Origin of the sequence: Paenibacillus sp. RRE4 (assembly GCF_031844205.1) — a bacterium.
Lineage (GTDB): Bacteria > Bacillota > Bacilli > Paenibacillales > Paenibacillaceae > Paenibacillus > Paenibacillus xylanexedens_B.
The window spans coordinates 2,707,687-2,731,583 of record NZ_JAUZUT010000001.1 but is presented as its reverse complement, the minus strand read 5'-3'; the positions used below and the strand labels follow the sequence as shown (position 1 = coordinate 2,731,583).

The following is a 23,897-nucleotide window of genomic DNA, read 5'->3' as shown; positions in this document are numbered from 1 at the left end:
TCTTTGTATATTTAATGAGCCATGGTCTTACCACCGTGATTTTTACCATCTTTCGTGACACGGAGCACGGCAGAAGCACCTTTGTCTACATGTTTAAATTGGTGGGTTACGATGGGATAGTCACCTTCCTCAGTGACGGTAAACTCGACAACCGCTCCTCCGCTGGCAGGTAGCATAACGGTCTGAATACCATACTCGATGTTTCTTGGATTGCCGTCCTTGTATACACGATCCATAATCGTCCCTACAACATGGAAGGAAGAGACTTCATTTGGACCAGCGTTACTAACATAAATGCGCACGGTATCTCCTACTTTCGCCAGTAGCGGATGTTCTTTCAAAGTAAAGGTATTGCCATTAAAAACAACATACTCAGGTTCCCCGTTAACAAAAGAATTGTAATCGTGCTCTTTGTACCATTCGCTCTGCACAAGGGTATACGAACGATCAACGAGGTGATCCGAAGGATATCCTGCTTTGGGCTCAACAATGATCATGCCGTACATGCCATTGGCAATGTGAGCTAGGGTTGGTTTGCTACCGCAGTGATACATAAATACGCCGGGATTGGAGGCCGGATAAGTGAAAGTACCTTCTTCCCCCGGCATGACATCAATGAATTTACTGCTCGGAGAAGCATGTACGGCATGCATGTCCATCGAGTGATTCATACGCGTATCTTTATTTTTCAACGTAAAAACGATCGTGTCGCCCTCCTTTACACGCAGGACTGGGCCAGGTGACGTTCCATTAAACGTCCAGGCGTTATAGATGACTCCTTTTGAAATTTCAATATCTGTCACTTGAGAGGTCATTTCGATATATACGGTTTGGCCATCTCTGCGAATAACCGGATCAACGGGCGGCTGGCTTGGTGCAGTGCTTGAAAAGGCTTCTTCATTTTGGCTCTGCTGAATTGGACTTGTCGAACTGCAATGAGAGAGTGCAGCAGTGAAGATGGTCAGGATCAGCGTGTATTTATAAATGTTGGGAAACGAGAGCATAGATTCACTACCTTTCAATTAGCAAGTGATGATTTTCACAAAAACGAACTTGTGTAAGTAATATTTCATGAATCTCCTAAGTCCAGATTACGATATCAATGGGATCATGGGTGTGATGAAGCACACATTTGTGTAGGACTAAGGACGTTATTTTAGACAGCGCGCCTGCATTTGTTGTGCTTGGGTAAAGAGTTTCATATAATTTTATTAACGGCTCATTTGGAACAATGTGGGATAAACGACTGTTTCAGCGTAAGGTTCAACGAAAGGAGAGGGTGAATGTGAAACGTTTCGAAGACGAAGGGGCATACAAATACAGCTTTTATTCTGTGCTTTACCGGGGAGAGCGAGTTGAAGTCAAATGTCCAGAATGCGGCGGGTACGCTTACATAGAACGCTCTAATGGAAAAGTGCAGTGGAGATGTAGTCAGTGCTACGCTCATGCAGTCAAAGAAGCTGACTACGAGTATGCAGCTAAGGGATATTGTACAGTATGTGAGCGGTGGTTTACGGTGCTAGTAACCAATGAGAAGATGACACCCCATCCGCTAGTCCATATTACATGTCCACACTGCGGGGCGAACAATCGAGCTACACTGCACAAAAGGCAGGTCAGTCGAGGTTATTACAACGAAATTCAAAAGGGCAGGGACCCGCTTTTTGGTCTGGAACTTTATTTTCTGGACTACATTCGAGGCAAGCAGATCTGGGCGGTCAATCGGAAACATCTGAATTATCTTCTGCAGTATGTATCGGCTGATTTACGTGTGAAATATGGGGGCAGATCTCAGAAGACTGCATCACACAGTATCCCTGTTTACATCAAGGAGGCCAAGAACAGGGAAGCTGTAACCCGCGTGTTGACCAAAATGCAACATAACGTCAGATAAATGATAATCATCAGGAACAGGGGAAAAAAAGATGAATAAGCGAATTAAATGGAGTGTCTTTCTGTTTGTATTTGCCATGCTGTGCATACCTGCTTATTTTATAATGCAAACATATGGTGTGTTTCAAAAAGAAAAGGTGTTATCGGGCTACGCCGTTGCCGTGGATGTCGAAGGTAAATCTTATCAGACATGGCCGCTGATCAACGGATATACAGCAATGGACAAACGAGGAAACGACCGCCAGCTGTATTACCGTATTGACACGAGCGGTCTACAGTATTTGTTTCAATTGGCTTATAAGGAGTACGAAGTTCAACCAGGGGGAGATAACCCGTATTTAGCAGGTCAAATCGATTACTTGCAAAGCGATCATGTGTATGTGCAAAGTGAAAACAAATACACCAATGCCAATGACTTTGTTACGGAAGTCATGTTGCTGGACCGTGAGGGAAACGTCATCTATACCTATGAACAAACGGGTAAAGGGGATGATAAGCTGGTGAAGTCTATCATTCATCAAGGCATGAGCCGGTCAAGCAATCGCGGCACGGAAGCCGCTCGTGATCCTTACCTGAATGTTACGGCGTTGTTTCGTGAAAAGCTGGGCATTGATGTAAAACTGACGGTGGATGATGAGCATAAGGTTGTCACAATTCGAATGAACAAAGCGGAGGCAAAATGATGAATATGTATGGTGTAGAGCATGGACCTGTATATCTGCAAGGGCTGACAAAGAGCGTGGGGGCAGAAAAAACACATGAAGTGGAATGGCAAGGAAAACTGCAGACAAGTGATGGACATGATCGGTTTCATATTTTTTATTATGGTGACCTGGATGAAGATGATCTGATTATGTGGCATGATATGACACCATTGTTGGTTTATGCAGAACACACGGTTACTGGGGAACGTTATCTACTTATTGATGCAGCGAAGCATGGTTATGATGCGATGGTGTGTGAGACGTATTCCCAGGAAGAATTGAGCAACAGGACGCTTCGTCCATATCTCGACGTTGAGGGTGAAGATACATTTGAAGTATTTCTGACGGCATATTACAACGTGCCATGGGATGAAGAGTTTGGCGAGGATGTGGAGCCAGATGGGACGTATGAGCTGATTACAGGTGAACGTGTGCATTTCAATGAGGTAAAGCGTAATGGTTATGATGCTTTTGCCATCCGCATTCGTAATCGTAAAGGCGTAGAAACTGAAATCGTACAGGAAGAGTTGGCCTAATGTGTTTTGTCGATCGATCTTATGAGTTTAATGATTCTAATGTTAGGGGCTGATGCTGAATGTATATCGTGTCTCACATGTTAAAGCCTGTCTCTCATCAGGAGTTGCAACAAGTGGAGCAAGAACAAGCCGTTCAACTGCCTTCGGCTTATCAACGCTGGATGCAGCAATACGGGGAAGGAACTTATTCAGGCTGGATGAACATTCAGCGGCCGGATTCTGAGGTTTTAAAACCATTTGCGGAGTATGATCTTTGGGAGCATACGGAAGCAACGGTCATCAGCCCGTCCCAATTGCAAGAGTGCATTAGCATTGGAAGTTCAGTAGACGGCGATTTTCTGGTTGTTCATGCAGATGTGGAAGGTCTGATCTGGCTCCCGCGGCATGATGAACAGATTACGGTGTGGCCGTCGAATGATGCGTCGTTTGCTGATATTCTTGACCATATCTACTGTGGATATTACCGCAGGGACAAGCCGTTCAGACCAGCGTATTTCGAACCGTGGAACGAGGAGCGGCATCATATTTTTTATCATTTTACGGGAAAAGAGCACGGAGTATCAATGAAAGAACTGGCAGATCTGTGCGAGTCGCACTTTTCATGGGACCTGGTTATTGATAATGAATATACATGCAAGCTGTTCAGCGCCATGATTGGCGGGTATGTTCGTTTTAATATGGCGAGTGAGCGGGAAATTGCTTTATTTTATGAAAAAAATAATCATGCCACGGAGGCGCAAGAAGCGCAGAGGCAGGTGCAGGCGATACAACAGTTTTTGCAGGCACATCATTGCACTGCATTGAGGTAGAGAACAGCAGAGGGCGAGGGGATTTTATGGATTGGCTGGATGCAGAAATTGCAGAACAGTGGCGTAAGGAAGGCAAGCGGTATGCCAGCGATGTAAATGCATTTGTACATAAAATGCTTCAGGGAGAGCACCCGGATGAATCTGAGCTGGCAGATGATGCCCGTTATTCGCTCGGTTCCAAAGTGATGAAAATGGTGAAACAGGCTAATCTTCAGGGTGAAGTGGAGCGACTTCGAGAAGAATTGCCTGCGGCGACGTGGCCGCTTAGCAATCATTTTCAGGATTCGATGCAGGCCGTGCAAGTTGTAGGTTACTTGAATGAGGATACGATGCTCTGTAATACAGGAGTGTTGTCGAATAACGGGAAGGTATACACGATGGGTCAGCAGGGATGGTGGTGTAGTCCGGATTACACGTTTGCAGGCTGTTCAGAAGGCGGCCCTTACGTTGCTCTGGCGAATCATGAAGGTGTTCGCGTCATTCGTGAGCCGGATCGCAAGCTGGAGGAGAGCAGGTGACATTCTACCCTTGGCACAAGATCAAGGATCGGATCAAAGCTCAATTGCCTGAAGTTGAATCCTTGGCAGATACGATACATCCCGAGAACACGATTGAAAAGCTGACCCCCATGGATCAAGGACAGGCGCTGCTGCTTCAATCCCGGTACGGCATCTATCTGGTAGAGCAGGAACAGGTGATTATTCTTCATCCCGATATGGCGGAGATTGAGGAGTACGAATATGAAGACACCCAGCTTTCTATGGGACATGCCGCAGTATCTTCGGATGAGCGCTGGATTGCCTGGGGGAGCCAGATGAGTAGTCATATGGTGCTGAATCGGGAAAACAACAAGACGTATCAGGTGGAGCCGGAGTCGAGTTATCCGCATTGTGCGGCATTCAGTCAGGACAATCAGGTTGTCTGGTTTAATGCCTGCCATTTCTACAATGGAGTAACGATTCAGGTTCCGCTAGACAGTATTGCTGTTCGTAAACAGAATGAAGAGTGGCCTATTATGGAAGAGAATGCACGTGTGTATACCATGATTGAGATGGAGGCAGGTATGGTGATTGGTGATGCATACGGTTATTTGTATTGCATCAACCGTGAAGGACAAGAACTGTGGCGTCATTTTGTAGGCTCAACGATCTGTTCCCTGGCTGTATCACCGGAGCAGTCCCAGCTTGCTGTGGGAACATATGGCGGTATGCTGCACATCCTTGAACTGGGTTCGGAACGGATGGACGAATACGGAATTGGCACAGGTACGCTGCGTGAACGGGAGCGTTACGTATTATGGCGTGAGCAGGAGCCGCTACGCTGGTAGCATAGACTGGCAGGTTTGAATGAATGAATTTGATTTTGCTAAAGGATGATGAGATGGAACGTCAAGAGGCTCTAGTGTTGTTAAAATATCATGCCTTCGCTTACGATGATGTGAATCATCCGAAAATGGAACATGGCTTTCTTGGTAGTTTACGCCCGTTTCGCGGTCAATTAATTGAAGAGAACTTCCATGAATTAATGCGTATTTTACGCACGCTCGTCCCAGATCTTGCGAATGCTGCATTGGATCGGGAAGTGATGGCTTGCCTATGGAGCATTACTCATCTGGCGAGGGCTTGGGCTGTAGAACCGGAGGGTATGCTTCGCAGTAATCATCTCATCTCAGATGAGCAGGTTGCAGTGATGGAGGAATGGCTTAATCTGTTCTCTTATGCAGTTATGATCCTTATTGAAGGCGGCGATGAACAAGAAGCGTTCTGGGGATATGAACAATATGTGTTGGACCGAAGTGCGGAGAAAGGGGAAGGTGACGGGGATATGAAGTCTGGAGGGAATACGGTTATCAATGATCTGCGGATAGAATTGAACCATCTGTTAGACCGGAAAATAAAAGATGAAGAGATCCGGTCATTGTATGACACGTATCTTCAATTAGCAGGAGTATCCGAGACTGAGCTGGATCAGTTCGAGAAACAGTATGGGGTACGTCTGCCCGTTGATTTCCGCGCTTTTTACCGCCATACGGATGGCAGTGGTTATGGTCTGCATATGTTGTACCCGGGGGATGTAGAGCAGGGGTCTTGTCAACCGTTCTATCTAATGTCACTTGATGAGATTGTGGAGACCAAACAATATTTCTGTGATGTGGATGAGAAGCTGGAGGAGCATTACGGGGATGAAGAGATTCGCCAGTTAGATCCTGAGATCAAACCGTATTTGTTCCATAAATCATGGATTCCTTTTGCCACAATGGCTGGAGGTTCGCTCTACTTGATGTTTGATTTTGATCCAGCAGAGGCGGGGACATACGGACAGATTATTATGTATGTGCATGATCCAGACTTTGTTTATTACGTTACATCATCGTTTACGGAGCTTCTCCGGATGTCTATCCGCAATTTGAATCTAATGGATGAGATTGAATACTAGGGCTCTAGATATTCGTTGTACGCCACTATGGATATAAAAAGATCTAATAGCCAAAAGGCAGGAGCTTTTGAAGCAGTCCTGCCTTTTGGCTAAAACGTAAATCCTTCAGGTTCTACCACTGGAAAAAACGGTGACCATGAAATCCGCCGGGACCTCCAGGCCCGCCGGGTCCGCCATGGCTGCCGTGTCCTCCTGGACCGCCACCGTGCGGGCCTCCCGGATATCCCGGATAATGCCCTGGATAACCACCGTGCCACCATGGTCCTGGTCCAATCCCCCCTATAGGAAAAGGAAGAGGAAAAGGCACTACGGGTGGATAAGGATAGGGATATGGATAAGGGTAAGGTGGTGGTGGGGGAGGTGGCGGATAATAAGGATAAGGATAGCCTACAGACTGCTGGGTTGATGTGGAACCCGGAACATATGACATATCACAAGCCTCCAATGTCTGGATTGATGATATCAGCCTATGCGGATTCGTCTTTCGCTGACACAACGATTTAGCCCAGTCGAAATGGGCTCACCGATCTGGGCGCTGGGCATACGCTGAGGTATAGGGTATCACCTAAACCGAGAGCGAAGGGCAGGCGTTTTATTTTGGCAACCTCGTACATGGATTTCACTTTACCGAACACACAGTTTTCGTATGATCTGAGCAACAATCCTCTTTTCAAGAAAGATGAGCATAATTACATCAATGCACTTTCGGTAAAACAGCTCAACACGTTGGGCAACACCTCTTTATTGGATATTTTTCTGAGTGCAGGCAATGTCGTTGAACCTCACATTCATCAAAACGCAACTGAACTCGTTTATTGCATCAGCGGTGCAGCGGTTGTTTCCCTCATTAACCCGTTCACGAATGAACTGCTTCATTTCCCCATTACACCAGGGCAAACCGCTAACGTACCCCAAGGATGGTGGCACTATGAAGTGGCAACGACAGATCACACACATTTGCTTGCGATCTTTGATGCCCCTGTGCCTGAAGCGATCTTCGGCTCTGATATTTTGCGACTGACTCCCGCGAAAGTACTGGCTCACACCTATTGTCTGGATGAACATAAAGTGCAGGAAGTCTTGGCCCCCATTCAGAAAACGGTAATTATCGGCCCGCCAAAAGGCTGTAAAACGCAGATCGCGCCTGTATCCAACCACATGCCTAATGTGGGACCGAATCTTCAACCTAACATCGAACCACTTCAATTCCAACCAAACTTTCAACCGAATGTGCAACCAAACTTACAGCCTAATGTGCAACCCAACATCGAGCCCAATGTACAGCCTAATATGCAACCCAACATGCCCCCTTATGTAAATCGTCTTCCACACTGGGGGACTTGGGTAGATCCGCGTATTATCCACGAACCAGGATGCCCTTACTATAGCGAACTCCCGGTACAACTGAACTCAGATGATAAGGTCTGAATTGAATAATAGTCCTCTAATTACTCCTTTTTGTATGAATCTATTTCCGATTTTGTTCTCACTTCAGTACGCTTTCTGATGAGCAAATCTGGTATGATTGCATAATCCTTATTATGAAGTATCCAAGTATCATAACGATAAGGGCGTTCAACTCAGAGCGCCTTTTTTTTATTTTTTCTCACGAGTTGTCACAAACTTCATTCGTTATTTGTCTTCAGTATGTAGACCAGATGATGGAGGAGAATGAATATGAATTTACGTATGAACTACAGAGCGGCCAATCATGGAGCTTTCAAGGCTATGATGGCGATGGAGCAATATGTATCCGGGCAATTTGAAGATAAGGTGTTATATGAGTTGTTGAAAATCCGTGTCTCTCAGATCAATGGCTGTGCCTTTTGTATAGATATGCATGCGAAAGACTTGATGAAGCTGGGCGATTATGGGGATCATATTCTTTTGCTCAGTGTATGGCATGAAGTGCCTATATTTACGGAGAAACAACGTGTTATGCTTGAGATGGCCGAAGTTGTGACGCGAATATCGGAGCAGGGAGTTCCGCTTGAGCTGTATAATAAAGTTCGTGAACACTTCAGCGAAACAGAAATCGTTAATTTGATTATGGCAATCAACTCGATTAATAGCTGGAACCGCATAGCCATTACGACAGGTATGTACCCGGGATGTTTTAACTAACGTGATAAACGAGAAAAATAAACGATAAACGAACCAAGCCAGAGGAGGCGATCCTATGCAGTCCAATCTTAATTCTGATTCTAATCAATGTAAGCATACGCCGGAACCGTCTTCTCTGGATGTTGGTGCATTGTATATACAGTATAAGAACTATGCCTTCTCCATTGCATATCGTATGCTGGGCAGTGTGACTGAGGCGGAAGACATCGTTCAGGACTGCTTCGTAGGACTTCATAGTATGACGAATCAGCTTATTCACCAACCCAAGTCTTACATCGGAAAACTCATCGTGAACCGCTGTTTGAATCTGTTGAACTCTGCTCGTAACCAGAGGGAGCATTATGTCGGGGAATGGCTTCCCGAGCCGCTTGGTGTTCATGAATTAGTTAATACGCCAGAGGAAACGATACAGCAAAAAGAAATGATTTCGTACGCCTATCTGGTGATGCTTGAACGTCTGTCACCCCTGGAACGGGCCGTTTTTGTGCTACGCGAAGCCTTTGAGCATGACTATTCGGAGATAGCTGGATGGCTGGGAAAAACGGAAAGCAACTGTCGACAAATTTATAGTCGTGCCAGACGAAATTTGCCTGAACAACTTCCCGCGATGGAGCATGCGAGCGCCAATTGGAACACTAAAAAAGAAGTGCTTAGCCGTTTCACCACGGCGTTTCTACAACATGACGTTTCGGCTATGCTGGAGCTGCTGACAGATGAGCCTGTATTCACAGCGGATGGTGGCGGCGTAGTTCGCACGATTATGCGAACAATGCATGTACACAAGGGTGTGCTCGCGATCCTTACCTCTCCTAGCGTGCTTCGTTCGTTAAGAGAAAGAGAGTGGCAACCTGCATTTATTAATGGAGAACTTCAGCTCACCTTAATGAAAGACGGGCAGGTCACTGAAGTGTTATGTTTGGAAATGGATGCTTCAGGGAAGCGAATCCATGGCGTGTATCTAATTGTCAATCCAAACAAACTGGCAACGGTGCAATCATGAACTAATAATAGTAATGAAATATTGAACTGTAACCTCTCAAAAGTTAAGCGACTTGATCCTGTAAAAAGGGCTGTCGTTTTTTTTATTTTATTTTATATATCGTGTAATCGATTCTAGTGTATCTATCATAATTTGATTCTGCGGTTATACATGGTATGATCTAATAGATTTCATAAATAGTAAATATATGCCATGAATGAAGTAGATTTTGAATTCAACACAAGTGAGGTTGTACGTATTGAGAAAACTAAATTATGTGCACATGTTTGTTTTTCTTAGCGCAATTACGGTTGTCACGCTGGGGTTGTATTACATATCGGCCGATTGGCTGGATCAGCGGTATTTCCGTTTCCTGATCTGGAATTTGTTTTTGGGCTGGATTCCATTTGTATTCTCATCCCTAACCTATGGTTTGGGCCGTTTGAAATGGAAAGGAGCCGTATGGATCGCGATACCGAGTGCGATGATGTGGCTATTGTTTTTCCCCAACTCTTCGTATATCGTTACGGATTTACTGCATCTGACGTCTAGGAGTTCAAGGTATTTGTCTGGAAGCCTTGCCGAGTTTCACTACTGGTATGATCTGATGGTTGTACTGATGTTTGTGTGGGCAGGACTCCTGATCGGCTTCCTATCGATGTATCAGATTCAGGAAGTCATCTATGATCGGTTGGGACGTGCGGCGTCATGGATATTTGTACTGGGTGGAACAGCTCTTGGCAGTTATGGTGTTCTGCTTGGACGGGTGTACCGGTTAAACAGCTGGGATGCATTGACCAATCGCGAGTTGTTAATCAGGCTGATGCACGAAAGTGTTAGCCGGCCCTCCTTGGCGTTTTGTATGTTCTTTGGGACGTTTCTTCTTACGTTCTATCTCACGTTATATTATTTGCTGAATGCGAGAGGGTCTGGGCCAGATCAACGAAGTTTACAAACCAATGATAAGAAAGCGTAGGTGCTTCGATATGCTGGATGCAGTAAAAGTCAGGGGAAAAGTCAAAGAGGTTATGGAACAAAAGGATTTTTCGGGTGTTGTGCTGTGCAAACAGGAGGGTGAGACCCTTTTTCAGATGGTGCGAGGGTATGCGAACCGCAGTGATGAACTTCTGAATGATGAGAATACACGTTTTGGTATCGCTTCGGGATGTAAGGTTTTCACAGCTGTAAGTATATGTAAGTTGATTGAGCAAGGACATTTTACGTTAGATTCCAAATTAAAGGATGTCCTAAACCTTACGTTTCCGTCGTGGGATTCAGAGATTACGGTGCACCAGTTACTGACCCATACTTCTGGCGTACCGGATTATTTTGATGAGGACGTGATGGATGATTTTTCAGCGTTGTGGAAAGACAGACCCGTGTACACGATGCGACAGCTTAGTGATTTTCTGCCCATGTTTCAACATCTGCCTATGAAGTGTGCTCCGGGTGAGAAGTTTCATTACAACAATGCGGCATTTATTGTACTCGGACTCATTGTGGAGCAATACACCGGCATGGCCTTTACAGCATACGTGGAGGAACATATTTTCAAACGAGCAGGCATGCAACATTCAGGTTATTTCCTGACAGATCAGCTTCCGCGTAATACGGCGATTGGATATATCGATGCTGACGACGGGACATGGACCAGTAATATTTTTTCGATCCCCGTTCAAGGTGGAGCAGATGGCGGAGCCTATGTAACCGCACCAGATATGATTCGTTTCTGGGATGCTCTGTTGGGGCATACGTTGCTTGGTGAGGAGATGACACGGTATTTGTTGACACCCCACGCGCACGATGAGGACGAGGAGTTTTATGGGTTGGGGATATGGCTGGAGTTACGTGAAAAAGAGATATTTAAAACGCATGTCATGGGTTTTGACCCAGGTGTTTCGTTTATGTCTGGCGTGTATCCCAAGCATGGGATTCAACTTGTGGTTATTTCGAATCAGGAGTCAGGGCCTTATCCTATAACGCTCGCTGTAGAGGAAGCAATGGTATAAGAGGAGTGGTGAGGCTGAAAATATGATCGTAGACCATTTCCCGGGAACGTACAGAATCCCGGGCACGTACAGAATGGAGGACACCGTCCATAGTAGCCTAATTCCCAATGTCTAAGTTGCCCTTGCCGTTCACCATAACGATCACACAATGTAGGCAAGGGTTTATGTTTAAAATATTTCAGTCGGAATCATTGTCAATTCAATTGGAAAAGTTAGCTAGCTTCCACAATTCAGGCACAATGAATCTGGGGAATACGTCGATGGGCGGCTTTTCCTTCTTGCGTTTGTCATTGGTTAGCACGGTCACAAGTTCCAGCTCGGGAACAATATATACATACTGACCTCCAAATCCTCTGGCGTAGTAATAATCTAGTGATTTGAGAGGCTCTGAATCCGTAGGTTGGTGTTGGGGTACCGAGTTATCGTCGAGATGTTGACATCCATATTGGTCCACCCACCAGTGCCAGCCGTAACTGCCATGGTTTGGCGGAGGGACCGTGATGAAGGGCTGCGTTGAACGTTTGACGAGTTGGCTGGAAATAAGCTGTTGTCCTTCCCAATTCCCTTCCTGAAGGTAGAGTTGTCCGAATTTGAGCAAGTCGGTTGGAAGCAGTCTCAGGCCAAATCCACCCGTGTGTACACCTTGGGGATCTTGCTCCCATTCATAATTTCGAATACCCAGTGGGCCAAATAAATAACGCTCAGCATACGTTGCTACACTCATGCCGACATGTTGCATTAATATTGAGGATAGAATCTGGGAAACCCCCGAATTGTATTCCATATGTGTGCCAGGTTCATGTCGCAAACGCTGTTCTAAAGCGAAATTGACCCAATGATCCGTACGTGTCATCCGTGGAAACGAATTTTGTCCGCCGAACTCATCCCAGTTAAATCCGGCTGTCATCGTAAGCAGTTGCTCCAGAGTAATCAATGGTTTACGTGGGTCAGGATCAGAAGTGAGCTGCGGGAAAAAGGTAGATATGGGCGTGCCTGCCTCAGGCAGTAGCCCTTGATCCATGGCGATACAGATGAGCGCAGAGATGATGCTCTTGGTACATGAATTAATTTTAGCGATATCTGTCTCAGCCTGTGCATTCCGGTAGTGCTTGTAAACGATCTCCCCGCCTACACTGACCAGACAGCTTCTAAGATCCAGCGGTGGAATGATCTGTTGCAATGTATGATGAAGGTTTAGGGAATTCATAGTGTCCTTTCCGGGTTCGTTGTGTATTTAGTATGTAGATTCCAAAGGGTTGACCACTATGTTAGCATATTCATTTGGGTAGCTCAACAAACATGGATTTCATTATTATCGCTGTAGAGGAGGCCAAACATATGTACAAAATCGGTAATCAAGGCACGTTTAAAACCTTGCCTGACCAAGCGTTGGCTATCTATCAAGGAGATGTTGCCCGCGTTGAAGCATATATACAGCAAGGTATGGATCTGGAAGAAAAAATAGCATTGAGCTCAAACATTACGCTTCGTCCGCTTGATCTGGCATTGATCTGTAATCAGTCGAAGGTGGTCAGACTTCTTGTGGAGCGTGGGGCCGAGATCAATGCCAAAGACCATCCAGCCATTTTATATGCGGCGCGCTACGGCGGAGCAGATGTGATTCGTTATTTAGTTGAGCAAGGAGCCAAATTGAACGGAGTAAGCCGGTTAAAATCAAGTGCATATGACGAGGCTTACTACGGGAACAAAAAGAACATTTCGGTGCTGAACGAGCTTGGGCTGGACATTCGGAAATATGGCGGCAAAACGTTACGAAAAGCAGTATCGGATCATGATATGAAAACGGTTCAATACCTGCTGAATGAGGGTGTGGACATCAACTACAACGAACCGGATATGGTTTATCCATACAAGGCGACACCGCTCACCGTAGCTACACGCCAGAACAGTATGCGAATGGTCAAATATTTGGTCGAACAAGGTGCGGATGTGACATTGCAGGAGAAGGACGGGGAGCGGGCCTACACGATTGCGGTCAGTCAGAAAAATAATGAAATGGCTGAATACTTGAAATCACACGAGCCTGAGGAGTTCCATAATCTGAGCAATAAACTGCATGCATTAAAATCTTACAAGCTCCCCGAAACGTTAATCCGTTTTATGACCGAAGGTTCACGCCGAATAGACCTGCCGAGCTGTCCCGCTGGCGCTGGTTATATTGAATTCTTTTCGTTGGCAGATACGGTGGAGATGAAGATGGGCAGGCAGAAGTTATTGCGTTTATCCTCTGATCTGGATCAGTACTCTCATATGCTCATCGTCTGGAATCCAAGTAAAAAGATGATAGGATATGCCGATATCGAACATCAGGAACAGGGCACATTATGCACGTTTGAACAATTTCTGGACGAGCCTGAAGTTTACATCGAACGTCTTTTGAATTAGATAGAGTGGTGTCTTGATTGGTGAAACCTCTTGCATAACGCGGTTGCGATTGCAAGAGGTTTTTGATTTTCCTTCCATAGATGCCTAAATAGGAAAAATATCTCATGAAATATGAACTATACTAGTGCGCAAGCAGGTTAGAAATGGTAAAATAGCAATGCCTAAATATGAAAAAACACGATAATTGACGAATATTAATATATCTTATGATTGTGTTGGTTGGAATCATAGATGTTGAAATCTAGTATTTTAAGCTAAAGTGAGGAATAGAATATGGCTATTATTGATGTAATCAAGTATGACGGTTCGCCTGACGTGTTTGCCTGGAAACATCCGGAGACTGAATTGGGAACTTGGACTCAGTTAATTGTAAATCAATCTCAACAGGCTATACTCTTTAAGGATGGAAGGGCCCTTGATCTGTTCGGGCCAGGCAGGCACACGTTAAGTACAGCGAACATCCCGATACTAAACCGACTTATTAACCTTCCATTTGGGGGAAAGTCTCCTTTTGCCGCAGAAGTCTGGTATGTGAATCAAGTAAGTGCTATGGATGTCAAATGGGGAACTGCGAATCCGATTCAGGTTCAGGACCCGAAATATAATATTATTGTGCCTGTTAGAGCTTTTGGACAAATGGGCATGAAAATTTCAGATTCACGAAAATTTTTAGTTAAACTTGTAGGAACACTGCCAGAGTTTAATCAGCTCAATATGGTGAATTACTTCCGTGGATTAATTACGATGAATATCAATTCGATGCTATCTTCCTATTTAATACATAGAAAAGTAAGTGTGTTAGAAATTAATGCCTATATCGCTGAAATATCACGACACTTTGCGGACAACATCGCTTCTACATTTGACGAGTTTGGAATTGAACTTATCAATCTATACATTCATAATGTCAATTTGCCCGAAGAAGACCCATCGGTCATTCGATTACGGGAAGCGCTCGCGCGCAAAGCGGAAATGGATATCATTGGATACACCTATCAGCAGGAACGCTCATTCGACACGCTTGAAGGTGCAGCCAAGAATGAAGGAAGCATGCAGTCTGATATTATGGGCGCAGGTCTTGGTATGGGCATGGGCGTAGGTTTGGGAGGTTCGTTTAGTAGCGGAATGTCTGAAATGTCCAAAGTAATGTCTACAACAACAGAAACGCCTGCCGTACGCTTGTGCGGGCATTGTCAACATCCGAATCAGGAACAGAGCTCTTTTTGCAGTAAATGCGGAAAATCATTAGCTGGAAAATCTGCAACGACGGACTGTAATAATTGTGGTCACACGATGGAGAAAGGCACCAAATTTTGTCCGAACTGCGGTGACAAATATTATGCTTGTCCTTCATGTGGAGCTGATAATGCGGAGAATGCGTCTGAATGCGTGAAGTGTCACGAACCGATGCCAAGGCCATGTCCAAATTGCAACCATATGAATGGGCCTCACACTAAATTTTGTGGAAACTGTGGTACAGGTTTAACGTTGAAGTGTAGTCAATGTCAACATGAAGTACAACCTGGTCAGAAATTCTGTCTCGATTGCGGAAACAATCTGCAAGAAGGGGGGCAGGCTTAGTGATGGTGAAACGGAGCAACGTTTTTATTCTAGATGTAATCTATCTTGTCTGTTTAATTTTAAGTTCGATCATCTCATTTACGATGTTTAGCAACGATATTCTATCATTTCCGTTCTGGATCAATCTTGCCGCATCGTACGTTGCGATGACGACTTTGTGGATTTATGCGCGTCATGTGATGCAAAATATGGATCGCTTTAAACGTTTTGTCCCAGGTTACACAGCTATAGGCATTGTATTAATCATTTATCTGGGGTGTGTCATTTTTTATGCGTTATTCGTAGGTTTCGCAGATCATGCGCTGCGTTGGTTTGTTTTGTTACATGTAATCACTGCGGCTCTTGCTTTCATTTTGTGCGCTATTTTAATGATCTATATTCGATCAGGAAGTGAGCATGAAGCCAATCAACAATTGAATATTAACGACTGGAAATCAATTGAGAATGCCATGTATCAGTTGCTTAATATGATGGATAAACATCCAATGTTGAATGTGGAAAAGGACAGGAAGTCAGTAGAAGCCATCATTGAGCTGGTTAAATATAGTGATCCAATCGCTCCAGCTGCCGTGCAGTATAATGATCGTCAGATTCTTATAGATATTGAATTGTTGAGAGAAGAACTGTCTACTCAGTACGAGGCAGGAGAAGTAGTAAATAGTGAACGTGTGGCTATGCAATTATCTCGATTAACGTCTCGTCTAAAAGAAAGAAATCAACAGATTCTTTCGCTCAAATCTTAACCATGTTTTAGGGGGAGAAGCAAGTGAAGAGGTTTTTTGGAATTATTTTAATCATCATCTCGTTTATAACCATTCTATTTTCATTAATGATGATGGCGGATGAAGCGGGTCTAGCCGTTTTTAGTTTAATCGTACTTTTTATCCCTGGTGTTATTGTATTGGTTACGGGAATAAAAATGTGTGGTCGACCTAAGTCTCGTTCTAAATCGGCTCGTAATGATCAATATCCGACAAATGATCAAGAACATCTTAAGGATATACACCCTAAAGGTAACTACAACGAATCAAGTAAACCAGTATCCGTTCATTGCTCAGGATGTGGGGCCAAAGTGGAGGTTTATCCAAATCTGTCGGCAAATTGTGAGTATTGTGGGACAACGGTAAGAACTTCTTAAGTTTTATAACTTAATGGAAGGTTGTGTTAGGAGGGTGTACGTTGAGGAAGTTTTTTGGAATACTACTTATTATTTTTGCCATAGTTCAAGCAATTGCATTTATGGATACTGAGAATGGAACAATATGGGCATTTATTCTTGTTGAATTTATTGCTATATTTTCCGCTATTCAATTACTTAAGAAAAAGAAGGTTCATCAAAAAAAATTATATGGTGGGGACTATCGGAGTGATTTGGGTCGAGATCATGAAAATGGGGACAGCTATAGTAACTCCAGCTACACAGAGATAAATATAAACAGTGACAAGTATGATTATGAAGATGAAGAAAAGCAGGAGGAAAAGGTTGAAGAAGCACCAAGACAAGTTTCAGTGACCTGCTCGGGGTGTGGGGCGAAGGTAAAAGTGTATCGGAAACAGTTCACGGATTGTGAGTACTGTGGGACAACGGTGAAAGCTTCGTAGTTTCACTGACTTGCTTGAAGCTTAAGAGTGAAGACTTTGATAGATTAATTGAGAGTGTACAGAGTGTTCTTTGGAGGAATTATCATGATCAGAGCGATTTTTGGATTGATATTTTTGATCTATGCAATTGGTATGCCTATTGCCTTTTTTAATGCGGGTAATCACAAACAAATCAAAAGTGAGCCTTTTATCTTTATGTGTCTCCTCGTATTAGAATTTATTTTTATATTTTCAGCGATTAAATTACTCCGAAGAAAAAAGGTTCCTCAAAAACAGTTTTATGGCGGGGACTATGAGAGTGATTCAGATCCGGTACCAGAAAATGCTTTTAGACCCCAAGAAATTGGAAATGGTTACTCTAGTTACAATAGTAATACGGTGATTCATACAAGTAACCAATCATTTAGCTACACAGAGATAAATATAAACAGTGACAAATATGATAGAGAAGATGAAGAAAAACAGGAGGAAAAGGAAGAAGCACCAAGACAAGTTTCGGTGACCTGCTCGGGGTGTGGGGCGAAGGTAAAGGTGTATCGGAAACAGTTCACGGACTGTGAGTACTGCGGAACAACGGTTGAGGCTTCATAAATCAGTAGACAAAAGTTATAAGGGATCGTTTTTCTCAATACAATGGCATAGCTTGGTTGCAGTATTATCTCAACATTCTTGAGCATACAGTACAACAACGAGATGTTTGCCCAAGGAGGAGAATATAACCAATGATCAATCCGATCTTGAAATCCCCCAACGTTCCGCTGGCCGCAGATTCTAACGCTGTAGTGAATTACCGGAGAGACCCAAGCAACTACGTCACTCAATTATTTGGAGAGCAGTTGCCAACGATTGAAAATGGTTTTTTTAACGTCTACCTGAGTAAGGGAATTATTGTGCAGCCCCATTGGCATACCAATGTGACCGAGATGGTCGTGGTAATCAGCGGTGAGATTACCGCATCCGTGTTCAATCCGTTCACACGTGAACGGATAACGTATCGTTTGAAGCCGGGGCAACTGGTTGTTTTCCCAAAAGGCTGGTTTCATTGGTTTGTTGCGGAGACCGATGGCGTATATGTGCTGACCATATTTGATCAACCGACACCGGATATTGTATTTGGGGCAGATTTTCTTGCGGCTACACCGCCGGAGGTGGCTCACCGCGCATATTGTCTGGATGAGGAAGCTTATGCCAAAGCGGTTGCTTCCATCCAGAATGATGCCATTCTTGGCCCTGATATTGGTTGTGGAACAGACGTTTCGGATACCTCTGTTCAAGCTTCCAAGGCTTCGAAGGCGCCAAGGGAATAACGGTAAACGAAACATTCAAGGATTTTAACCTGTCTTAACTGAATATCATTCACGAACCTGTAGCTGCTTATATTCGGTTGCAGGTTTTTACATTTGCATAAGTTGACGCCTTTCGCCCTCTCTCTGTTACTATAGGAGTAACAACAATGAAAATGGAGGATGCAACGATGACTGTAACAGATAATAAATGGCTGGAAACAGCATTAATTTATGCACCGGTAATCATGTTTGATCAGAATGAGCCTTTTTATCCGGATTTCGTTGGCGTGTCCGTGCTTGAGCATTCTGGGCCGTCTCCTTCTTTTCGTAGAGAGCTACAGTTTCCTTCTGAAGCAGTAAAGTATGTTATCGAATATGCGATATGGTGGGATTACGAGATCGGACATCTCTATGAGATGGAGCATGTATGGGTGTATGTAGGACATGATGGAGAAGTCGTGGACTGTGAAGCCAGCTTTCACGGGAGAGTATTAAGAGGGCTGTTAAAAGATAGAGTTAATCTGGTTGGCCATCATGTGTGCCTGTACTCCCAGCCGGGGAAACACGCCTTTTCCCCATTGCCGGTTGTATTTGAATTGTTGCCTAATCTGTATAGTGTAGCAGGCGCTGAGGCGGGATGTGATGGCTTGCTTGTAAATGAAATGTTTGAACCATTTTTTCAAACCAGTGAACAGATCGATGCCCGTGTCAAAAAATATCTGCAAACCAAAGCATTTGTACCCTCGATGCAGTTTGAAGAGTATTTGTTGAAACCGGAGATGTTTATGACATGGGACAAGCTGTTTGAACTTATTCCACAGCGAATTAAAGACCGTCTGACAGAGCTGGAACAGATGGAATAATATGAATAAATCGTATTTTGATTGAATCAAAGGAGCTTAAAAATTGCATATGAATCTAGAAAACAATCAAACTCCTGTAAAGTGAATTTGATTGTTTTTTAGTTCAATTGAATCATGTACTTTAATTTTATTATTAGTCTTAAGTCGTGTTTATTACATATTTTGAACAGGTGAGTAGAACTATCTCGATTAGATATCATATGAATTAGTCCAAAGAACTATGAACTAACATATAGGTCCAAGTAAAAAAGATAACATTGATCGTCCATCATCAAAAAAAGAGTTATGTACAAAAATGTATATATAAATTTCGTTAATATGAATATTTATTCTATTAAATTTAGATTAATAGTATTTAATAATATAAACACAAGAGTCTTATTTATCATAAAAATTTTACATAAAAATGAAAGTTTGCAAAAATAAAATTTATCTATTCAGTTTTCTAATATTTCTGTCGAAATACATCGTATGTTGTCTGGAGAGCGATCCATAGAATGGATTAGCAAACTTTATTTACATAACTAGACACGAAGAAACTTAGGGGGAGATAAAATGAAGTGGTTTAGCAACTTGAAAACAGCAACAAAGATTATCTCAGCATTTTTGGTAGTATCTCTGATTCTTGCGATTCTGGGAGTGTATTCAATCACGACACTTAGAAGTACCAATGAGCACATGAAAGAAATGTATAACAGCAATCTGATTTCAGTAAAAGAATTGAGCGGAGCACAAATGAATTACCAGAGGATGCGGGTTAACATTCGTGATCTCAACTTTGAGAAGAGTGCCGCAGAGCAAAACCGTATTGTCGATAATATTAATACCATTAAAGATAACATTAAGAATCAAATTGATGGCTACCGTCCTCTGGCAACGACCCCCCAAGAAAGCGAGCTCCTTAGCAAATTCGATACACAGTACTCAAATTACATGCGAATCTTTGAGCAAGGTATAGAGCTCGCGAAAAACGATGATGATCAAGGGTTTATCGTTTTCTTGAAAGATACACTCAAACCTCCTGGTGATGAAGCCCTCGCTACGATGGGTGAAATGGTGGAATTGAATGTGAAACTGGCGGAAGAGAACAATTCAAAGTCGGAAGCAGCGTACACAAGTGCATTCTCGGTTACCGTTGCTTTGGTCATAGGCTCTATTATTTTTAGTATTATCATTGGATTTGTCATCTCCCGTTCCATCTCCAGACCTCTTATGGCTATGCTTGGTCTAGCTACGGAAGTGTCTAACGGAAACTTAACTCTCAAGTCCGATATCTCCTCAAAAGACGAGGTTGGGCAACTGGCCTTTGCGCTTAATCGCATGGTAGACAATCTGCGAGAATTAATTAATAACATTGTCATGAATTCACAGAGCGTTGCAGCATCATCTGAACAGATCTCGGCAAGTACACAGGAAATTGCAAGTACAAGCACAAGTCAATCGAGTGAAGCAGCAAACATCTCCGAATTGTTTAAGGAATTGTCTCTGGCTATTAACTCTGTAGCTGCAAGTGCTGAAGAAGCCGCTGAGTTGTCTAATGATACAGTGAAAACGGCACGTGAAGGCGGTCATGTTGTTCAAACTTCCCTGGAAGGTATGCAAGCCGTGAATATGAAAATGGCGAAGCTTGAAGAAGATTCACGCAAAATTGGTGACATCATCGAAGTTATTGACGATATTGCTGAACAGACAAACTTACTTGCATTAAATGCGGCGATTGAAGCAGCCCGTGCAGGAGAGCAAGGAAGAGGATTTGCTGTTGTAGCTGATGAAGTTCGCAAGCTTGCTGAACGCAGTGGCGAAGCGACCAAAGAAATCACAACAATTATCAAAGTAATGCAGGAGAATACGAGACAAAGCGTGCAAGCCGTTTCGGATAGTGTAGAGCAATCATCCAAAACAGGACAAGCCTTTGATCAGATCATTGAAATGGTAAATAATTCTTCTCAGAAAGTCAATGAAATCGCGGCTGCGTGTGAGGAAGAGGCGGCACAAGCTGCTGAGGTGATGAGCTCGGTAGAGTCGATTTCTGCATCCAGTGAGGAATCTGCGGCGGCATCGGAAGAAACGGCGGCCACTTGTCAATCGCTCGCACACCTTGCTGAAGAATTGTCTGTATCTGCGTCTGCTTTCAAAACACAGTCATAATAACGAATTGAGGGTGAAACGATGTCTTCACTTCAGAAAGAACAATATATCGAACTGTCTGTCGGCGCAGAGACCTGTGCCATTCGAATCGAAGAAATTCATGAAATTATAAAAATGCAAAGTATTACCGATATTCCGTTTAGTCGTACCGAAATCAAAGGAGTCATGAACCTACGTGGTAAAGTTGTCTGCGTCATGAGCCTGCGTAATTTGCTTGGCATGCCAGACGAATCGGCAACCCGGGCGACCCGAATCATTGTGGTACGTTATCAAGATGAGTATATCGGCTTGATTGTAGATCGAGTCAGCAAAGTCACAACTTATTCGGAAATACATCCGCCTACTGGAGGTCATGGACGCAACCTTGAAATGTTTTTTCAGGGTGTGGGTCAACAGGGAGACAGTCTGGTTGGTATATTGAAACTGGATGAAATATTGGGCGGTTAGGAGGGAATGCACCAATGATGGATTTGTCCGCCTATCGCGACATATTTATCGAAGAACTGAATGATCAGTTGGAACGGATGGATCAGTCCTTGCTTGCACTTGAACTTTCACCTTCTGTGGAACTTGTGCAGACCTTATTTCGGGCGGCTCATACGATTAAGGGCTCGGCTTCGACTATGGATTTTCGTGAATTAAGTGATCTGACACATGAAGTGGAGTATGCATTGGAATGGGTGCGATCCAAGAAACCGGAAATCACCGCACAACTCATTGACACCCTTTTTCGTTCGTTGGATGCCATGAGAGTGCTTAGGGATCAATACGTTCAAGGCGAAAGTTATACTGATTTCCGTGCAGTGGTCAAAGAAATACAGGACATGATTCATCAACCGGCCTTGGCTCAGCAGACCAAGTCACCCGTTCTACAGTCTGTGGAGTCGAATCTGTTCGATGAAGTACTTGAACCAGGTCAGCAGATTTTTTCCATTCGCATTGTATTAAGCTCAGATTGTTTGATGAAAGCAGCTAGATATCATATTTTGTGCAAACGGGTTGAAGATGTATGTGGCAGTGTACTAGCCACATCCATTGAAAAGCAGGGTCTTGATGAGGAACTGGGAGAGGCGCATTATAACGAATTCGTGATCATTACAGCTTCTTCTCTGGATCAAGCTCAGATTGAAAGTGCGTTATCCGGAGATTCGGATATTCGGAGCGTGGATGTCGGGCCATATATTTTGGCGACAGAAGAGGTTGCAGTGACAACTGAATTAATAAAGACTGAAATGACAGCTGGAATAGAAAAACCCGACACGTCAGTGCCTCTTCAGGAAGATAAGATGAAGTCAACCCAGCCTACGGTTCGCGTAAGTGTGGAGCGACTGGATCATTTGATGAACCTCGTCGGTGAGCTGCTTATCGATCAGACCTCTCTTGCAGATTTGAGCCGATCCGGTGCCCGTAAGGAGCCTTCCCCAGTGATTCAAAGTATTGGCGGGGTGTCCGATCATATGGGCAGAGTCATTAAGGAACTTCAGGATGGCGTTATGAAAACGCGAATGCTGCCTATCGAGCAATTATTAAACAGGTTCCCGAGGCTGGTTAGGGACTTGTCCCAGAAACTGGGGAAAGATATTGAATTGGTCATTAAAGGCGGAGAGACTGAGCTGGATCGCATGATTATCGAAGAACTCAGTGATCCGTTAATCCATCTGATTCGCAACAGTGCGGATCATGGCATTGAGAGTGCCGAGGTTCGTGCCAAACAGAACAAGCCTGCCAAAGGACGAATCAAATTGACCTCATACCACGAAGAAAATCATGTGGTCATACGTTTTTCCGATGATGGTAAGGGCATTGATGGGGAGAAGATTAAAGCTTCCGCACTGAAAAAAGGCATTATAACCGAAGAGCAAGCGGCTCGTTTAAATGAACATGAAGCCGTTCATCTGATTTTTGAACCGGGGTTCTCCACGGCTTCAACCGTTAGTGATGTATCAGGCCGCGGTGTGGGCATGGACATCGTAAGAAGCCAGATCGGAAGGCTGAATGGCATCATCGATATTGACACAGAGGTTGGTGTCGGAACGACGTTCACCATTCGGTTGCCGCTTACCTTGGCAATTATTAAGGGTCTCCTGGTGAACGTATCTGGTCGGGTTCTAATTCTCCCGATGTATAATGTAGCCGAGATCGTGCGCATTAAACCGGAAGAGATTCAGATGATTCAGGGACAGCAATCCATTTTGAATCATGGCCGTATTGTGCCTTTCTACCGACTGTGCGACAAGTTGCAGTACCCGCGAACCGACCGTAAGTCCAAGACGATTCCACTCGCCATTGTGCGTTCTGTCGATAAAATTGCGGCTTATGCAGTGGATGAGATCATTGGAAATCAGGAAGTGGTCATTAAGTCGCTTGGAACATACCTCGGAGCAATGAATCATCTCTCTGGCGCAACCATTCTGGGCAATGGTAAAGTGGCGCTCATTCTGGACGCTTCTTATCTAGTCAGCCATTAAAAGTCAAAGAACTTACTTCATCCAGTACTCACTATAATTTTTTTGAAATAAAG

At 44.0% G+C, this 23,897-nt stretch carries 26 protein-coding genes; 23 read left to right on the top strand and 3 right to left on the bottom strand.

Going from position 1 to position 23,897, the window contains the following annotated elements:
• Positions 1–11: 11 nt before the first annotated feature.
• Entirely contained in the window at positions 12–1,004 is a 993-nt protein-coding gene (locus Q9R46_RS12295) for a multicopper oxidase domain-containing protein (protein ID WP_251505439.1), read from the bottom strand.
• A 281-nt stretch (positions 1,005–1,285) separates the two neighbouring features.
• Between Q9R46_RS12295 and Q9R46_RS12290 the strand changes: the two genes are divergently transcribed.
• The 7 genes from Q9R46_RS12290 to Q9R46_RS12260 are packed head-to-tail and all read left to right on the top strand — an operon-like array spanning position 1,286 to position 6,378.
• Positions 1,286–1,894, top strand: a complete 609-nt coding sequence (locus tag Q9R46_RS12290) for an FmdB family zinc ribbon protein (RefSeq protein WP_311280256.1) — start codon at positions 1,286–1,288, stop codon at positions 1,892–1,894.
• A gap of 31 nt (positions 1,895–1,925) precedes the next feature.
• Positions 1,926–2,576, top strand: a complete 651-nt coding sequence (locus Q9R46_RS12285; RefSeq protein ID WP_311280255.1) for a hypothetical protein — start codon at positions 1,926–1,928, stop codon at positions 2,574–2,576.
• Positions 2,573–3,133, top strand: a complete 561-nt coding sequence (locus Q9R46_RS12280) for a hypothetical protein (protein WP_311280254.1) — start codon at positions 2,573–2,575, stop codon at positions 3,131–3,133. Before Q9R46_RS12285 ends, Q9R46_RS12280 begins: the two co-directional genes overlap by 4 nt.
• A gap of 59 nt (positions 3,134–3,192) precedes the next feature.
• Positions 3,193–3,942 (top strand): SMI1/KNR4 family protein, encoded by a 750-nt coding sequence (locus Q9R46_RS12275; protein ID WP_311280253.1) that lies wholly within the window; start codon positions 3,193–3,195, stop codon positions 3,940–3,942.
• A gap of 26 nt (positions 3,943–3,968) precedes the next feature.
• On the top strand, positions 3,969–4,460 hold the full coding sequence (locus Q9R46_RS12270) for a hypothetical protein (RefSeq protein ID WP_311280252.1): 492 nt from the start codon (positions 3,969–3,971) through the stop codon (positions 4,458–4,460).
• Positions 4,457–5,269, top strand: coding sequence for a hypothetical protein (locus tag Q9R46_RS12265; RefSeq protein ID WP_311280251.1), 813 nt, complete (start codon positions 4,457–4,459; stop codon positions 5,267–5,269). Before Q9R46_RS12270 ends, Q9R46_RS12265 begins: the two co-directional genes overlap by 4 nt.
• Before the next feature lie 23 nt (positions 5,270–5,292).
• Complete coding sequence (locus Q9R46_RS12260) at positions 5,293–6,378, top strand: SMI1/KNR4 family protein (RefSeq protein ID WP_311280250.1); 1,086 nt, start codon at positions 5,293–5,295, stop codon at positions 6,376–6,378.
• Between the two features lie 112 nt (positions 6,379–6,490).
• Here Q9R46_RS12260 and Q9R46_RS12255 read toward each other — a convergent pair whose 3' ends face one another.
• Positions 6,491–6,808, bottom strand: a complete 318-nt coding sequence (locus Q9R46_RS12255; RefSeq protein ID WP_145331635.1) for a hypothetical protein — start codon at positions 6,806–6,808, stop codon at positions 6,491–6,493.
• A 167-nt stretch (positions 6,809–6,975) separates the two neighbouring features.
• Here Q9R46_RS12255 and Q9R46_RS12250 point away from each other — a divergent pair, with 167 nt between their 5' ends.
• From Q9R46_RS12250 to Q9R46_RS12230, 5 genes are all read left to right on the top strand, one after another.
• Positions 6,976–7,806, top strand: coding sequence for a cupin domain-containing protein (locus tag Q9R46_RS12250; protein WP_311280249.1), 831 nt, complete (start codon positions 6,976–6,978; stop codon positions 7,804–7,806).
• A gap of 249 nt (positions 7,807–8,055) precedes the next feature.
• Entirely contained in the window at positions 8,056–8,502 is a 447-nt protein-coding gene (locus tag Q9R46_RS12245; protein ID WP_311280248.1) for a carboxymuconolactone decarboxylase family protein, read from the top strand.
• A 55-nt stretch (positions 8,503–8,557) separates the two neighbouring features.
• A complete protein-coding gene (locus Q9R46_RS12240; RefSeq protein ID WP_311280247.1) occupies positions 8,558–9,502 on the top strand; it encodes a sigma-70 family RNA polymerase sigma factor in 945 nt (314 codons plus the stop codon).
• A 238-nt stretch (positions 9,503–9,740) separates the two neighbouring features.
• Complete coding sequence (locus Q9R46_RS12235; protein ID WP_311280246.1) at positions 9,741–10,457, top strand: DUF1361 domain-containing protein; 717 nt, start codon at positions 9,741–9,743, stop codon at positions 10,455–10,457.
• Between the two features lie 10 nt (positions 10,458–10,467).
• Positions 10,468–11,490, top strand: coding sequence for a serine hydrolase domain-containing protein (locus tag Q9R46_RS12230; RefSeq protein WP_311280245.1), 1,023 nt, complete (start codon positions 10,468–10,470; stop codon positions 11,488–11,490).
• Between the two features lie 199 nt (positions 11,491–11,689).
• Here the strand turns inward: Q9R46_RS12230 and Q9R46_RS12225 are convergent, their stop codons facing one another.
• Positions 11,690–12,697 (bottom strand): serine hydrolase domain-containing protein, encoded by a 1,008-nt coding sequence (locus Q9R46_RS12225; RefSeq protein WP_311280244.1) that lies wholly within the window; start codon positions 12,695–12,697, stop codon positions 11,690–11,692.
• Positions 12,698–12,828: 131 nt separating this feature from the next.
• Here Q9R46_RS12225 and Q9R46_RS12220 point away from each other — a divergent pair, with 131 nt between their 5' ends.
• The 11 genes from Q9R46_RS12220 to Q9R46_RS12170 all read left to right on the top strand — a co-directional run bounded on the left by Q9R46_RS12220 (position 12,829) and on the right by Q9R46_RS12170 (position 23,844).
• Entirely contained in the window at positions 12,829–13,896 is a 1,068-nt protein-coding gene (locus Q9R46_RS12220; protein ID WP_311280243.1) for an ankyrin repeat domain-containing protein, read from the top strand.
• A 273-nt stretch (positions 13,897–14,169) separates the two neighbouring features.
• Complete coding sequence (locus tag Q9R46_RS12215; protein WP_311280242.1) at positions 14,170–15,477, top strand: SPFH domain-containing protein; 1,308 nt, start codon at positions 14,170–14,172, stop codon at positions 15,475–15,477.
• On the top strand, positions 15,477–16,220 hold the full coding sequence (locus Q9R46_RS12210; RefSeq protein ID WP_311280241.1) for a hypothetical protein: 744 nt from the start codon (positions 15,477–15,479) through the stop codon (positions 16,218–16,220). Before Q9R46_RS12215 ends, Q9R46_RS12210 begins: the two co-directional genes overlap by 1 nt.
• Before the next feature lie 23 nt (positions 16,221–16,243).
• Entirely contained in the window at positions 16,244–16,615 is a 372-nt protein-coding gene (locus Q9R46_RS12205) for a hypothetical protein (RefSeq protein WP_311280240.1), read from the top strand.
• Positions 16,616–16,656: 41 nt separating this feature from the next.
• Complete coding sequence (locus Q9R46_RS12200; RefSeq protein WP_311280239.1) at positions 16,657–17,079, top strand: hypothetical protein; 423 nt, start codon at positions 16,657–16,659, stop codon at positions 17,077–17,079.
• A gap of 84 nt (positions 17,080–17,163) precedes the next feature.
• The gene (locus Q9R46_RS12195) at positions 17,164–17,670 is read left to right on the top strand and encodes a hypothetical protein (protein ID WP_311280238.1); all 507 of its coding nucleotides are present in this window, start codon (positions 17,164–17,166) and stop codon (positions 17,668–17,670) included.
• A gap of 131 nt (positions 17,671–17,801) precedes the next feature.
• A complete protein-coding gene (locus tag Q9R46_RS12190) occupies positions 17,802–18,386 on the top strand; it encodes a cupin domain-containing protein (protein ID WP_311280237.1) in 585 nt (194 codons plus the stop codon).
• 146 nt (positions 18,387–18,532) lie between these two features.
• Positions 18,533–19,228, top strand: coding sequence for a hypothetical protein (locus Q9R46_RS12185; protein ID WP_311280236.1), 696 nt, complete (start codon positions 18,533–18,535; stop codon positions 19,226–19,228).
• Positions 19,229–19,783: 555 nt separating this feature from the next.
• On the top strand, positions 19,784–21,376 hold the full coding sequence (locus tag Q9R46_RS12180; RefSeq protein ID WP_311280235.1) for a methyl-accepting chemotaxis protein: 1,593 nt from the start codon (positions 19,784–19,786) through the stop codon (positions 21,374–21,376).
• A 21-nt stretch (positions 21,377–21,397) separates the two neighbouring features.
• On the top strand, positions 21,398–21,823 hold the full coding sequence (locus Q9R46_RS12175; protein WP_311280234.1) for a chemotaxis protein CheW: 426 nt from the start codon (positions 21,398–21,400) through the stop codon (positions 21,821–21,823).
• Between the two features lie 14 nt (positions 21,824–21,837).
• Positions 21,838–23,844: a chemotaxis protein CheW gene (locus tag Q9R46_RS12170; RefSeq protein ID WP_311280233.1), complete on the top strand. Its 2,007-nt coding sequence runs from the start codon at positions 21,838–21,840 to the stop codon at positions 23,842–23,844.
• The last annotated feature ends 53 nt before the right edge of the window (positions 23,845–23,897 follow it).